The following is a 13,932-nucleotide window of genomic DNA, read 5'->3' on the forward strand; positions in this document are numbered from 1 at the left end:
ACCAATCAGGTCGCGTTTAGGCTCTCCGCGCTTTTCGGGTTTTCGCGGACGGATGTTTGAGCGCTAGCGAGTTTCCGGGAGCGCGAAAAGCGCGGAGAGCCTGCGGCCGGTCTGGCGGGGCACACCCACCGGGCCGCCGCGCTACACCTGGTTTATCATTGCTACACTCTCCGGGCCGCCGCGCTACACCGGTTTTTTACGAACGTACGCTTAATTGAACCGGCGCTACTTAAATTGCCTGGTACATTGCCAGCAGCAGCGGGTGCAGGCTTTTTAATTGCTGCCGCGCCGGAACTTCATCGGCACCGTCGTGGCGGGCGCGCAGCAGTGCCAGCATGGCCTGGTTGGCGGGCTCAGTCAGTCTGCTGTCAGGGTGGCTGGGGTCCAGGTGGTGACCGTCGAGATGGTGGATGAGCCCCGGCCGTTTGGCCAGCACAAAGGCCCCGAACCAGGAGCTGGCTAACTCCTGGTCAAGTTTGTCCTCCAGCTCACCGAAATCCTGCCATAAATTGATGGCAGTGGAGCCGCTGTGGACGCGGATGGCTTTTTCGGCGTAATTTGGCGCGTGCTCGAACAGCAAACACCAGTGCAGTAACGCCTGTTCATCTTCCTGCAGGGCGGCACAGGCCTCGGCCATTCGCTCCAGCAGCAGCGGTTGCCGGTACAGTGCCGGTTCGGCTTGCAGTTGCTCGCGCACGGCCTGCCAGTCGGGAATTTGGGCGAGGGCGAAACTGGCGTGCAGCTCCGGCTGTTGCGGGTCAAACACCTGTGGCAGCAGGTTATCAGCCAGCCGCCGCCAGGCGAAGGCGAGGTAATCCCGCGCGGCCACACCGAGAACATCCCGGGCCAATGGTGCGACCTCCTGTTGCAAGCCGGCCAATTCAGCAGCGAGGTGAGCCGGGTCGATGTGCGGGTTGGCCAGCAAGTGCTGGCCGTAGTTGACCAGATCCTGGTAGCTGCCGAGGCGGGCGTGTTCCGAGTTGAGGCGCGTCAACTCCAGTAATTGCTCTGCGGCCCGGTCGAACTGGCGTCCAGCCAGTGCGTCACAGAGCAGGTTTTCCGCAATGACTGCGGCGTTGTCCATAAACAGGTCGAATTGGGGCACGTCCCGGGGTCGCAGCCACTTGCGTGTCAACTGGCGATGCATATCGGCCTGGCGGCTGGCCAGCAAGCGGCCGGGGGACTGCGCGCTCCAGCTGTTAAAGTCCTGCTCTTCGCCGCTGAGACCGAGGGCGTCGCAATGCTCTTGCGCGGCCTGCAGCAGTGTAGCCAGCTGGGCCTGGTCGAGGTGCAGGCTATCGTCCAGATAGGTCTGGTCGCCATAGCGCCAGGCTTCGTAGTGGGCGTAGGGCAGGGTATTTTCCGCCAGCAGCCAGTCAATCAGGCAAAAGTGGCCCTGGCGGCTGAGAAAGCGGTCGATGTCGGCGATGCTTAACATGGGCGGTTGCTCCTTATTCTGCTGGCGGGTGGACGGTTGATAGGGGCTCGGTGGCTTCATCACGGAACAGGGCCAGCAGGTCGTCCAGCTTGAGGGCAAATTGCTCGGCACTGGCCTGGGCCTGTTGATTGACGTGCTGGCTGAGCAGGGCCTTGCGCTGTTGCAGTTCGGCTATTTTTTCCTCGATGGTGTTTTCAGCGATCAGCTTGTAGACAAACACCGGCTTGTCCTGGCCGATGCGGTGGGCGCGATCGCTGGCCTGTTGTTCGGCGCTGCTGTTCCACCAGGGGTCGTAGTGAATCACGGTGTCGGCCCGGGTCAGGTTGAGACCGACACCGCCGGCCTTGAGACTGATCAGGAACACCGGCGCGGCGCCGGTTTGAAAGGCATCCACCAGGGCCTGGCGCTGGCGGGTCTTGCCGGTCAGCATGAAATAGTCGATCCCCCTGTCTTCCAGGTCCCGGGCCAGCAAATCCAGCACGCTGGTGAACTGGGAAAATACCAGGATGCCGCGCTGTTCCGCCACCAGTTCCTCGATCATCTCCATGCAGTGCTGGCGCTTGCTGGAACTGACCTGATGTTCGCCCAGCAACTGCGGGTCGCAGCAGGCCTGGCGCAGGGTCAGCAGGGCGGTCAGAACTAACATTTGCTGTTCACCGGCGTGACTGGTTTCTGCCAGCCGCTCTTGCAGTGCGCGCCAGCCGTCGCTTTTCAGGTCGTCGTAAAAGGCTTGCTGGTCGTCGGCCAGGCTGATGGTTTGGACGATCTCCGTTTTCGCCGGCAGGTCGGTGGCCACTTGATCCTTGCTGCGACGCAGCATAAACGGCGCGATGCGCTGCAGCAGCAATTGCAGCCGGTCGCTGTCGGCCTCCTGTTCGATGGGCTTTTGAAAGTAGCGCTTGAAATCACTGCGAGCGCCGAGGCAGCCGGGCATCAGGAAGTCCAGCAGCGACCAGAGCTCGCCGAGGTGGTTTTCCAGCGGCGTGCCGGACAGGCACAGGCGCTGGTCGCTGTGCAGTTGACGCAGTGCCTGGCTGGCCCGGGTGCGGGGGTTCTTGATCCACTGGGCCTCGTCCAGCACCACCCAGCTCAGGGGCTGTTGCTGCCATTGGGCCAGGTCGTTGACCACGGTGGGGTAGCTGCTGATTACGATATGAAAGTCTTGCAGCTGCGACCAGTGCTGGTGACGCTGGGGGCCGTGGATAACCAGCTGGCGCAAGTGCGGCGCAAAGCGCTGGATTTCCGCGGCCCAGTTGTGCAGCAGGCTGGTGGGGGCGACGATCAGGGCCGGTTTGGCGAGACGCCCCTGGCGCTGCTCAAGGCATAAATGGGTGAGAGCTTGCAGGGTTTTACCCAGCCCCATGTCATCCGCCAGCAGGCCGTTGGCGCCGTGCTGGCGCAGGTGTTGCAGCCACAGCACGCCCTGCCACTGGTAGGGGCGCAACTGGGCCCGAATGCCGCTGTCGCCGGACGGCAGCTGTCGGGGTGGGCGATGCAGTTCTGCTGCCTGCTCCAGCAGGGCTGTATCCCCCTGCCAGCGGGTGTCTTCCGGCAGGTGCCGGGCGAGGCTGTGCAGGCGGCTGATTTGCGCCGTGGGCAGGCAGTAACCACTGCTGTTGTGCCGGCCCTGTTGCAGCTTGCCCTGTTGGATCAGGTCACCGAGCTCTGACATTAGTCCGTTGACTTTATCGGCGGGCAGTAACAGCAGGCGACCATCCGCCAGGCGGCAACTCACTTCTCCGTCGCGGCCGAGGTGGTCCAGCTCGCTCAGCAGGGCCAGCAGGTCGACCGATTCACCCCGGGTCGTGACCTGCACCGCCAGCCGCCACTGCTCGGCACTGTTCCGCTCGACCGCCACCTGCCAGCTGGCGGGAACAATATAGTGATGGCGAAAATCGGCGGCGATGGCAAATTCAAAGCCCAGTGCCTCCAGTGCCGGGCGCGCCTCGATCAGCAGGTCGCGCCAGGCCTGGCCGTCGCGGGCCTGCCAGCTCAGGGGCCGGGAGGCGACGCTGAAAGGCTCGAGGTGGGCTTGCAGTTGCTGCTGCCAGGTTTGCTCTTGCTCTCTGTGGCGAGGGATCAGGTTCAAATGCGTGCCGTCCCAATAGGTCACTGCAGCGCTGTCGCTGCCGACAACTTCGCAGTAGCAATCGCTGCAGTAGCGAAACTGCAACTGCAAGGTGTCTTGCAGTTTGCCGTCCGCGCCGGTCGGCAGACAGCGCAGCACCGGGGTTGCGCTGGCGGCCACGGTTCGCTGCGGCACTTCCCGCGGCAGTGGCAGCTGCAGTGCCTGCCACTGGTCTCGCAGCTGCTGCAGCGCCTGCACAGCCGCCGCGGGCCGGGGCTGGAACCAGGCTTGCGCCAGGGCCAGGGCCGCGGCGCTGTAGGGGTGTTGGCAGGGCCCGAGGCGCCGCTGCGCGGCTTGATAGTAATAGGGCTCGGCGGAGGTCGAACTGGTTACCAGGGCGCCGCCGGCGCTGGCTTGCTCTGGCTGGCGTTGCTGGCCGCCGCTGAGCCGCCATTGCAAGTGCTGGCTGCCGGCGCTGTCGATGCGCCACTGCAGCTCCACCGGTTGTGCTGCTGCCGCGGCCAGTGCAACCCAGTGCTGTGGGGTTTGCTGCATAAAACAGCGTCCAGCGTCGAGCAGACCAGCCAGGTGGGGCCAGCTGGAGGCGGGCGGCAGGGGGCCGCTGCTGTGTTGCAGCCAGTGTTCGTCGGTCGTCACCAGCTGTTGCAAAGCTTCTATGTCGGCGCGATTGAGGAAGGGCGGCGGTGTGTGCAAGTGCGGGCGCTGGATGACATAGGGTTTACCCGGTACCAGCGGCTGGCCCTGGCGAACTTCGGCCAGCACTAAAGACAGCACCAATGTCTGGCTGGCACCGGGCTGGTCGCGGTCGATGCGCAACAGGTAGCAGAGGGCGAGGCTCGGACCGCCTGCTGGCTGCTGCTGTCGGAGCTGGGCAAGAAAACTCATGGGTGTTTGGGGGTCGGCTTCGGCTGGCGTCAGGTAGGCATTGAGGGGAGTGGATTATAGGGGAATCGTCGGCAGAGGGCTAACCGCTGTTGGCCTGGAATCATACTTGCTGACCGTTTGCCCGGGGCAACAGGCGTCGCGGCGAATAAAGGCGGGAAATCCGCCGCCAATGCTTGCCCTTGCTGCGGCGTTGTTAAACAATTGCAAACAGACAAACCCATAGCCCTGCGCGAGAGTGTCGGTAAATACAAGGACCAAACCGTGAGCAACAGCACTAACGACAACAACAATAACAACAATCATGATGCCGACAGCATTGATCCGCAGGCGTTTCGCCAGGCGCTGGGGGCGTTTGCCACAGGCGTCACCATCGTCACTACCCGGGACGCCAACGGCGTGGATGTGGGCTTGACCGCCAACAGCTTTAATTCCGTCTCACTGCAGCCGCCCATGGTGCTCTGGAGCCTGGATAAACAGGCCCTGAGCCTGAAAGCCTTTACCGAGGCGGAGTTTTTTGCCGTGCATATATTGGCGGACAACCAGCAGCCGCTGTCGGACCGGTTTGCCAAAAAGGGCAGCGACAAGTTCGCTGGCCTGGCGCTGACGCGTGGCAAGGGTGGCATTCCCCTGCTGGATGATTGTGCAGCGCGCTTTGAATGCAAGACCGCGTTTAAATACGAGGGGGGCGACCACGAAATATTTGTCGGCGAAGTGGTGGAGTTCGTCAATTTTAACAAGCCGCCTCTGGCGTTTCTGGGCGGCAAATACGCGGTGGCGGTACCGCGGGTGGCGGCCAGCACCGGCGTCGAAGACAAGCGTGAGCTGGACGCGAGTTTTACCCGCGGCTCGCTCAGCTACCTGGTGAGCAATGCCCATTACCTGTTTGACCGCCAGTTGCGCGACATCATGCAGCAGCACAGTCTCAGTCGCGGCCAGTTTTACACCATGTCGCAGTTGGGCAATGAGTCGCCGTTGCAACTCAAGCTGATTCGCGCCAACCTGGATTTTGCCGGTTTAAAGCTGTCGGCGGCAGAAACCCGGGAGCTGGTGGCGAAAAACCTGGTGCAGGAGGTGCCGGACGCGCCGGCCCCTAGCCTGGCGTTGACCGAAACGGGGCGCAAAATGATGATCGAGACCTCGGCGGTGATCAAGGCCATGGATGAAGATGCCCAGGCGGGCATTGGCTACAGCGAAATGCAGTTGTTGCACCAGTTGTTGCGCAAACTGGTGCAAAACCTGATGTCGGGCTCCTCCAGTTGAGGTTGGGGGCCAGGTTCATCGGGTGACGCGCTGGCATCGTACCCGGGCCAGTTAAGGTGCGAGCGGATGGCCGGGTAACCGATACTTCCGGGCAAGGCAGTTGAATTTATGCAACCGGTTGCGAATTTTTCTTTTTCCACTATAATGGGTCGGCAAATTTAAGTTACCGACCCTAAAATAACGCAAATTCAATCTGGCAGCTGCAGCCTTGGCCCTGGGCATAGGGGCGAGCGCAAGCGGTGCGCCGGGAGAGGGAACAGAATGAATAACAACAATAGCGCGAATGCTGGCGCCGACCACTTTGGCCATGTCCGTATGCTCACCTACGCGATGTTTTTTATCTTTGCGGTCACTACCGATGCGGTAGGGGTTATTATCCCGGTGATCATCGAACAATTCTCATTGACCCTGTTGCAGGCCAGTACCTTTCACTATGCGCCCATGATCGCCATCGCCGCGGCTGGTATCGGTCTCGGTTTCCTGGCCGACAAGCTGGGCAGGAAGATTGTTATCCTGCTGGGGCTGGGGCTGTTTTCCCTGGTGTGTATCCTGTTTGCGGTGGGCAGTACCTTTGGTGTTTTCCTGATATTGCTGATCTGCATGGGCATATCGGTAGGTCTGTTTAAAACCGGTGCCCTGGCCCTGATCGGCGATATATCCACGTCCACCAACCAGCACACCAAAACCATGAATTTTGCCGAGGGTTTTTTCGGGGTGGGCGCCATTATCGGGCCGGCGCTGGTGACCTATTTGCTGCGTAATGACGTGGATTGGAAGTACCTGTACGTCATCGCCGGCGTGGTCAGCGTGATGACCCTGTGGCTGGCATCCACGGTCAAGTATCCGAAGAAAATCGTTACCGAGACACACAAAGTGGACTGGCGCTCGTCCATGCGCCTGATGAAAGACGGTCACGCCCTGTTTTTCTCCGCCGGTATCGGGCTCTATGTGATTATCGAGTGTGCGATCTATGTGTGGATGCCGACCCTGTTGTTGGGCTACGACGGCCCGGCCACATTTCTGGCGGCCTATGCCTTGTCCATTTTCTTTATTTTTCGCGCCATTGGTCGTTTCCTGGCGGCCTGGATCCTGAACTTTATCAGCTGGCAGGTGACCCTGGTGCTGTTTAGCGGCACTATCTTTGCGTTCTATTTGATCAGCTCGGTCCAGGGGGTAGAGGCGGCGGTTTGGCTGTTGCCGATCTCCGGCCTGTTTGGCTCGGTGATTTACCCGACCTTGAACTCCAAAGGTATCAGTGGCTTCCACGCTGACCAGCAGGGCGCCGCCGCGGGCCTGATCCTGTTCTTTACCGCGGCCTCGGCGGCCCTGGGGCCATTGATTATGGGGCTGATTGGCGACATCTTCGGCCACGTGTCCTACGGCTTTATGTTTGCCACCGCCTGTACTGCGGTGCTGTTTTTCGGCTGTGTCTACAACTTTATCAAGGATCCTACCGCCCATCGTCTCAAGCTGATGGACCGCGATATCGCTGCGACTATACCGGCCGCAGAGTAAAAGGCAGTCTTCCCGCCCTCCACAATATGCGGGGGGGTGGGCTACTCCCGATTGTCGGCTGGGTGCTGGGTGACAGTGGCCTGCGTGGTTTTTTTCGAGCTTTTGCGCACCACCAGGTTGGTGGGCATGGTAAAGGATTCCACCTCCTGCCCATCGATTAGCTGTAATAATTTTTCCACCAGCAGGCGGCCACCGATTTCCCGGTCCTGGTGAACGGACGTAATGGAAGGGGTGTAGTAACGGGCCAGGGAGATGTCGTCGTAGCCGACGATCGCCACGTCCTTGGGCACGGCAATACCGTGTTCATCCAGGGCGCTGATGGAGGCCATGGCGAGGGCGTCACTGAGCAAAAAGATGCCGTCAAACTTTACCCCCCTGGAGAGCAGCAGCAGGGTTGCATCGTAACCTTCGTTTTTCTGTGAGCCGATACTGATTTCCAGCGCCGGGTTGCGCTCGATGCCGGCGTCTTGCAGGGCGCGCAGGTAGCCCTGGTAGCGCAAATTGCCCTCCGGCACCTCACGGTCACCAATAATGGCGATGTGTTTGCAGCCGCGCTCGATCAGGTGTTGGGTGGCAAGCAGGCCGCCACGCAAATTGTCGCCCCCCACACAGCAATAGTCCTGGTCCTCCATTCTTGCCCCCCACACCACCAATTGCGGGTGGGAGCGGGCGTATTCGTTCAGGCCCTTGTGAATATAGGATTGGCCGATGACGATAATGCCATCGCTGTTGATTTTGCTCAGCCCGCTGGTCTTGTCGGGCAGGTGAAAGTCCACCGCGGAGAGCAGCATCTCGTGCCCCTTTTCCATCAGGCAAACCGATATGCTGCCCAGCAGTTCGAGAAAGAAAGGGTCGGATATTTGCCACTTTGCCGATTCGGCCGAGGGAATGATGACCGTGATGGTCAGGGATTCCTTGAGGCGAAAATTGCGAGCCTGGGTGTTGAGGCGGTAGTTGTACTGTTTCGCCAGTGCCTGGATTTTCTCGCGCGTGGCGGGGTTGATCAGTTCGCTGCCGCTGAGGGCGCGGGACACGGTGGCCTTGGAAACGCCGGCAAGTTTCGCCAGGTCGGACATTTTTACGACGGCTGGTTTTTTGGATTTGGCGGGTGGCGTCTTCATTGGCTCGGCATTCGGTAGTTCTCCTGCCAGATTTTACCGCTTTCGCGGGGAAAAGACCAAGTCTGGATTTTTTACCACAAATATCCACACGATCGCTGCAATAGCAGCTCCCAGGCGCGGTTTTCTCACCAGTCAGTGCAGCCTGGTGATAAAACCGCGCTCGGAGGGCCCGGGCTTACTGCGCGTCTGCGCTCAACCACAGGAACTGGTAGGGCTCCAGCTTCAGCGGCTGGTGCAGGGCACTGGCCAGGTTTATATCGGCGCCAGATGCCAGGTCGCGGGCGCTTTGCGCCGGCGCCAGTTGCTGCAGCAGGGCGGCATCCAGCTGTTGCTCGTGATCGCTGAAATTGCACAGGGCCAGCAGTTTTTGCTGGGCATGACTCTGCCGCAGATAGCCGAAAACGTGGACATTGTTAGTTTGCACGATATGGGTTTTGGCGTCGCCCATGATGGGGTTGGTATTGCGCAGCTGGATCAACTGACGCAGCCCCTGGTGGACCCGGTTTTGCACGGTGCCCGGGGTTTGCGCCAGTTCCACCGCCTGTGCCGTGATGCGCGGGCGGTTGACCCAGCGCTCGTCGTGGCGCTTGTGCTCGTCTTCCTTAAAGCTGTAATCATTGTACATGGCCAGCTCGTCGCCGGCGTAGAGCAGGGCAACCCCGCCAATGCTGAGGATGACGCTGTGGATCAGCAGGATGCGCCGAATGGCCATATCGACCAGGTGTTCGTCTTGTAACTGCTCCGCCAGTTCCAGCCCGGCCAGTGAAGCCAGTGAGCCGCACACCCGGCAATCACCGGTTTCCGGGTTGAACTGGAAGCCCATGCCGGTGGCAAAAGAACCCTCGTGCTGGCCGGTGTAAAAGCGGTTCAGGAACTGGCGATGGTCGTAGCCATTGATACCCAGTGCGGCGGCATCGCCGTCGTCGAAGGTCCAACCGATATCATCGTGGCAGCGGGCGTAGTTGACCCAGCTGCAATCCGGGTGAATGGCAAACCGGTGCGACAGTGACTGGGTCATCAGGCGGGTCTTGCGGGTGGCGAGGCTGTTCCAGATCATGGCCATCAACAGCGGGTTGTAGGACAGCTGGCACTCCTGCGGACTGATGTACTGCACCACGTAGTCGGGGTGGACAATGGCCTCGGACTTGAACACCACGGCCGGCGCTGAAATTTGCAGGCAACTGTTGAAGGCCTGGATCAGCTTGTGGGCGTTGGGCCGGTTTTCGCAGTCGGTGCCCATTTCCTTCCAGATAAAGGCCAGGGCGTCGAGGCGCAGCACATCGCAGCCGACATTGGCGAGGAACAGCATCTCGTCGACGATGGCGGTAAACACGGTGGGGTTGGAGTAGTTCAGGTCCCACTGGAAGTTGTTGAAGGTGGTCCAGACCCACTGGCCGGTTTCCTTCAGCTGGGTAAAACTGCCGCGCCGGACCTGGGGAAAAATTTCGCGCAGGGTTTTCTCGTAGGCGTCGGGTACCGAGCGGTCGTCGTAGATGTAGTAGTAGTCCCTGAACTCCGGGTCACCCTTGCGCGCGGCCTTGGCCCATTCGTGTTCATCGGAGGTGTGGTTGAAGACGAAGTCCATCACCAGGCTGATGCCGGCCTCCTCCAGTTCGTTGGCCAGGTCGCGCAGGTCATCCATGGTGCCAAGGCTGGGGTTGACGGTGCGATAGTCGGACACGGCGTAACCGCCGTCGCTGTCGCCTTCGGGGGACTTGTACAGCGGCATCAGGTGCAGATAGGTAATACCCAGGTCGACGAGGTAGGGAATTTTGGTCTTTAAGTTAACCAGGTCATCGGCCATCAAATCCACGTAGCAGGCCATGCCCACCAGCTTCTCGGACTGGTACCACTGGGGGTCGGCGATGCGCTGCTTGTCTTTCTTTTTCAGTAGCTTGGGGCGCTGCTGGTTACTGCGCACCAGGGTTTGTACCAGCTTGAACAGCTGTTCCTCCATGTCGTCGCGGTACTCGTACACGGTACACAGCAACTCATACAGGCGCGGGAAATGCTGTCCCAGGCGCAGCAAGAACTCGGCGTCGTCATTGGATACTTTTTTGGTTAATTGCAGCCGCTCTACGATCCTGTTCAGGCAGTTCTGGCTGTCTTGTTGAATACTCATAATCTCCCTCGCTTTATTGGTTTTTTATGCTTGCTGTTGTACATATTCGAGTGAACAAATTCGAGTGCGCAAATTCGAGTTACAGGCCCGCATTGCGCAGGTCGTGGTTGCCGTAGGCAAAAGTGAAGGCTTGGGCCGGGCAAAAGTACTTCACTGGGTTTCCCCGCTGGTGTTAGCCGCGGCGAGGGAGTTATCCGTTAGCGCGATGGAAGCGCTCAGGCGCCAGGATTGCAACCGGTTACGCAGAACCCGGCAATAGTTTAGCAGAAGCGCAACCGGTTGCAAGGCCTGTCCGCATTTGTCCGAGTCGGTAGCGAGAGAATTTATGGTAATTCGGGGCGCGGCCGCCTGCCGATGCCGACTGGCATCGGTATTTGGAGGTGAGGCGGCCGCGTTGGAGGTGTTAGAGTTCGTTGCGCCAGGGGGGGTTGGCGCCGGCGCGCGAGACTGTGATGGCTGCCACCTTGGCGCCAAAGTTCAGCGCTTGCTCCGCCGCGGCGCGATCGATCTGGTCGACCTTGTCCTTGGTGAGCAAGCCGGCTTCTTCCAGGTTGGCCAGCACCCCGGCGTTGAAGGTATCGCCGGCGCCCACAGTATCCACCACCTCCACTCGCTGGGAGGGCACGTCCACCTGGCTGCCGTCCGCCAGCCAGGCGCTGGCACCCTGGCTGCCGCGAGTGACAATCACCATGGCGGGGCGCTTGGCCGTGAGCCTGGCTACTTTGTCCGCCAGCCCGTCGTCACCTTTGACCAGCCAGTTCAGGTCTTCGTCGGACACCTTGATAATATTGGCCAGCTGCAGGAACTGCTTGATGCGCGCCCGGTAGGTGGATTCATCGGTAATAAAGGGCGCGCGAATATTCGGGTCGATCACGATCACTCGCTGCCCGGCTTCCCGCTCGGCCAGTGCCAGGTAGGTATCGGCTCCGGGCTCGCTGCAGAGGCTGATGCCGCCAAAGTACAGGGCGTTGTAGCTGGCGGAAATTTGCGGCAACTGGCCAACTCCCAACATGCGCCCGGCGGTGTTCTCATCGTAGAAGGTGTAGCTGGCGTGGCCGTCAGTCAGTTCCACAAAGGCGAGGGTAGTGGGACGATCACTGGTAATGACCAGTGAGGTATCCACTTCGCTGTCTTGCAAGGATTGCAGCAATTGCCGTCCGAACAGGTCGCTGGAGAGGCCGGTTAACATGCCGACTTTTATATGCAGGCGCCCGAGGGCAATGGCGGTGTTGAAGATTGCGCCGCCACTCAATGGTCTGAACAATTGATTGCCCTGGCTGTCGCGGGCGGGAATCATGTCGATAAGGGCTTCGCCGTTACAAAGAATCATTGGGGGTTCTCTTTAATTAGTATAAGTAGTGTGTCGTTGTTGGAGAGTGAGCACAAAAGCGTAGAGTTTGCGTGATAGCCGCCATTTTGCCAAGTTGCATCGAACAATACCACCAGCGCGAGGGTATACCCGGTGGCGATCTTGGGCTGTTCTCTGTGAATACGTTTGCACTCGATTACTCCAGTAATACCCTTCTGGTATATTCTGGTCAAATTTATAATCTGATCATGGCCTGCTCCCGAGAGCTTGTGTACCTTTTTTTCATGCACACCTCTTTATTTTTGGTTTCGTTAGGTGGCATGAAACCGCTGGCTTACAATCAATGCCAATTCACCAGACGACCCATTAACCAAGTAGTGTCCAGTCAAAAACCATGCGGGAGTGTTACCGTTACCCACAGCAATATTTAGCCTGCCATACCAATGTATGTTAATTTTTCATTTTTACGCGTAGAGAGCTAGCACTATGACCATAGAGAACCTCACCCAGTCCGCTATATGGCAGCAGTTAACAGCCCACCAACAGGCGGTTGCGCCATTGCATATGCGCGACCTGTTTGCCGACAACCCCGAGCGTTTCGAGCAGTTTTCCCTGCAGGCGGGTGAATTACTGCTGGATTACTCGAAAAACCGCATCACAGCTGAAACCCTGCCGCTGTTGCTGGAGCTGGCGCGCCAGGCAAACCTGGAAAGCCACCGCGACGCCATGTTCGCGGGCGAGGCCATCAACAATACCGAGCAGCGCTCGGTGCTGCACATCGCCCTGCGCAACCGGTCCGGCCGGGCCATCAATGTGGGCGGCCGCGATGTGATGCCCGATGTGACCGCCGAGCTGGACAAGATGCAGGCCTTCAGTGAGCAAGTGCGCTCCGGTAAGTGGCTCGGCCACACCGGTAAAACCATTACCGATGTGGTCAATATCGGTATTGGCGGTTCCGACCTGGGCCCGGTGATGGCCACCGCGGCACTGAAGGGCTACCAGCACCCGCGTTTGAACATGCACTTTATTTCCAATGTCGACGGCTCCCACTGCGCCGACACCCTGGCCTCCATTGATCCGGAGCGGGTGTTGTTTATCGTCGCCTCCAAGACCTTTACCACTCAGGAGACCATGACCAATGCTCGCTCCGCGCGGCAGTGGCTGTTGGGTCACCTGCAGGATGAAGCCGCCGTGGCCCGGCATTTTGTCGCTGTATCCACCAATGCCCCGGCGGTGCAGGAGTTCGGCATTGGCGCCGACAATATTTTCGGTTTCTGGGATTGGGTCGGCGGCCGCTATTCGCTCTGGTCGGCGGTGGGCTTGCCGATTATCCTCGCCATCGGCATGGACAATTTCAAGGCCCTGCTGCAGGGCGCCCACGACATGGACGAGCATTTCCGCAGTGCGCCGCTGGCGCAAAATATGCCGGTGATCCTGGCGCTGCTGGGCGTCTGGTACCGGAATTTCTTCAAGGCCAATAATCATGCGGTATTGCCTTACAGCCAGCGTCTGCATCGCTTTGCTGCCTATTTGCAGCAGCTGGATATGGAGAGTAACGGCAAGTCCACCCGCCGGGATGGCAGCGCCGTGGCTTGCGAGACCGGGCCGATTATCTGGGGTGAACCCGGCACCAACGGCCAGCATGCCTTTTACCAGCTGATTCACCAGGGCACCGAGTTGATCCCCTGCGATTTCCTGGTGGCCGGCATCAGCGATATCGAGGGTGATTCCCACCACAGTATCCTGCAGGCCAACTTCCTGGCCCAGACCGAAGCCCTGATGAAGGGTAAAAATGAGAGTGAGGTGCGGGCTGAGCTGCAGGCCGCCGGTATCGTCGGCGAGGCCCAGGACAAGTTGGCCCCGCACAAGGTGTTCGAAGGCAATCGCCCCAGCAATTCCATTGTCTATCGGCAATTGACCCCAGCGACTTTGGGCAACCTGATCGCGCTGTACGAGCACAAGGTGTTTGTCCAGGGTGTGATCTGGGATATCAACTCGTTTGACCAGTGGGGCGTAGAACTGGGCAAGCAATTGGCCAGTGTGATCCTGCCGGAGCTGGAGGGGGCGGAGCCGGTCAGCGGTCATGACTCGTCCACCAATGGCCTGGCCAACTGGATCAAGAGTGTCGCTGCCAGCAATTAAGTCCTCCCGGTAAACTTCCAACAGCCGCCACCAGCAGCGCCTGCCAGCGCT

8 protein-coding genes are annotated in these 13,932 nt (G+C 59.8%); 3 read left to right on the forward strand and 5 right to left on the reverse strand.

Annotation, left to right across the window (positions count from 1 at the left end; all coding sequences use genetic code 11):
- Window positions 1-229: 229 nt before the first annotated feature.
- Together G8764_RS08530 and G8764_RS08535 are read right to left on the reverse strand one after the other, a co-directional pair.
- Complete coding sequence (locus G8764_RS08530) at window positions 230-1,438, reverse strand: hypothetical protein (protein WP_166164166.1); 1,209 nt, start codon at window positions 1,436-1,438, stop codon at window positions 230-232.
- A 13-nt stretch (window positions 1,439-1,451) separates the two neighbouring features.
- Entirely contained in the window at window positions 1,452-4,412 is a 2,961-nt protein-coding gene (locus G8764_RS08535) for a DEAD/DEAH box helicase (RefSeq protein ID WP_166164167.1), read from the reverse strand.
- A 201-nt stretch (window positions 4,413-4,613) separates the two neighbouring features.
- Between G8764_RS08535 and G8764_RS08540 the strand changes: the two genes are divergently transcribed.
- The gene (locus tag G8764_RS08540; RefSeq protein WP_166164169.1) at window positions 4,614-5,672 is read left to right on the forward strand and encodes a flavin reductase; all 1,059 of its coding nucleotides are present in this window, start codon (window positions 4,614-4,616) and stop codon (window positions 5,670-5,672) included.
- Between the two features lie 261 nt (window positions 5,673-5,933).
- On the forward strand, window positions 5,934-7,187 hold the full coding sequence (locus G8764_RS08545; RefSeq protein ID WP_166164170.1) for an MFS transporter: 1,254 nt from the start codon (window positions 5,934-5,936) through the stop codon (window positions 7,185-7,187).
- A 41-nt stretch (window positions 7,188-7,228) separates the two neighbouring features.
- Here the strand turns inward: G8764_RS08545 and G8764_RS08550 are convergent, their stop codons facing one another.
- The 3 genes from G8764_RS08550 to G8764_RS08560 form a co-directional block, all read right to left on the reverse strand.
- Window positions 7,229-8,308 carry a LacI family DNA-binding transcriptional regulator gene (locus G8764_RS08550; RefSeq protein ID WP_166164172.1) on the reverse strand — a complete coding sequence of 360 codons (1,080 nt, stop codon included), beginning with the start codon at window positions 8,306-8,308 and terminating at the stop codon, window positions 7,229-7,231.
- Between the two features lie 175 nt (window positions 8,309-8,483).
- Complete coding sequence (locus G8764_RS08555; RefSeq protein WP_166164173.1) at window positions 8,484-10,430, reverse strand: amylosucrase; 1,947 nt, start codon at window positions 10,428-10,430, stop codon at window positions 8,484-8,486.
- 403 nt (window positions 10,431-10,833) lie between these two features.
- Window positions 10,834-11,760 (reverse strand): carbohydrate kinase family protein, encoded by a 927-nt coding sequence (locus G8764_RS08560; protein ID WP_166164175.1) that lies wholly within the window; start codon window positions 11,758-11,760, stop codon window positions 10,834-10,836.
- 465 nt (window positions 11,761-12,225) lie between these two features.
- Between G8764_RS08560 and pgi the strand changes: the two genes are divergently transcribed.
- On the forward strand, window positions 12,226-13,881 hold the full coding sequence (pgi, locus tag G8764_RS08565) for a glucose-6-phosphate isomerase (RefSeq protein ID WP_207951791.1): 1,656 nt from the start codon (window positions 12,226-12,228) through the stop codon (window positions 13,879-13,881).
- The last annotated feature ends 51 nt before the right edge of the window (window positions 13,882-13,932 follow it).

It is taken from the genome of Pseudomaricurvus alcaniphilus, from assembly GCF_011440395.1.
GTDB classification, from domain to species: domain Bacteria; phylum Pseudomonadota; class Gammaproteobacteria; order Pseudomonadales; family Cellvibrionaceae; genus Pseudomaricurvus; species Pseudomaricurvus alcaniphilus.

Excerpts from the sequence above, each read along its gene's own strand:
- G8764_RS08530 (WP_166164166.1), bottom strand. The coding sequence starts at position 1,438 with ATGTTAAGCATCGCCGACATCGACCGCTTTCTCAGCCGCCAGGGCCAC.
- G8764_RS08550 (WP_166164172.1), bottom strand. The coding sequence starts at position 8,308 with ATGAAGACGCCACCCGCCAAATCCAAAAAACCAGCCGTCGTAAAAATG.
- pgi (WP_207951791.1), top strand. The coding sequence starts at position 12,226 with ATGACCATAGAGAACCTCACCCAGTCCGCTATATGGCAGCAGTTAACA.
- G8764_RS08545 (WP_166164170.1), top strand. The coding sequence starts at position 5,934 with ATGAATAACAACAATAGCGCGAATGCTGGCGCCGACCACTTTGGCCAT.
- G8764_RS08560 (WP_166164175.1), bottom strand. The coding sequence starts at position 11,760 with ATGATTCTTTGTAACGGCGAAGCCCTTATCGACATGATTCCCGCCCGC.
- G8764_RS08535 (WP_166164167.1), bottom strand. The coding sequence starts at position 4,412 with ATGAGTTTTCTTGCCCAGCTCCGACAGCAGCAGCCAGCAGGCGGTCCG.
- G8764_RS08555 (WP_166164173.1), bottom strand. The coding sequence starts at position 10,430 with ATGAGTATTCAACAAGACAGCCAGAACTGCCTGAACAGGATCGTAGAG.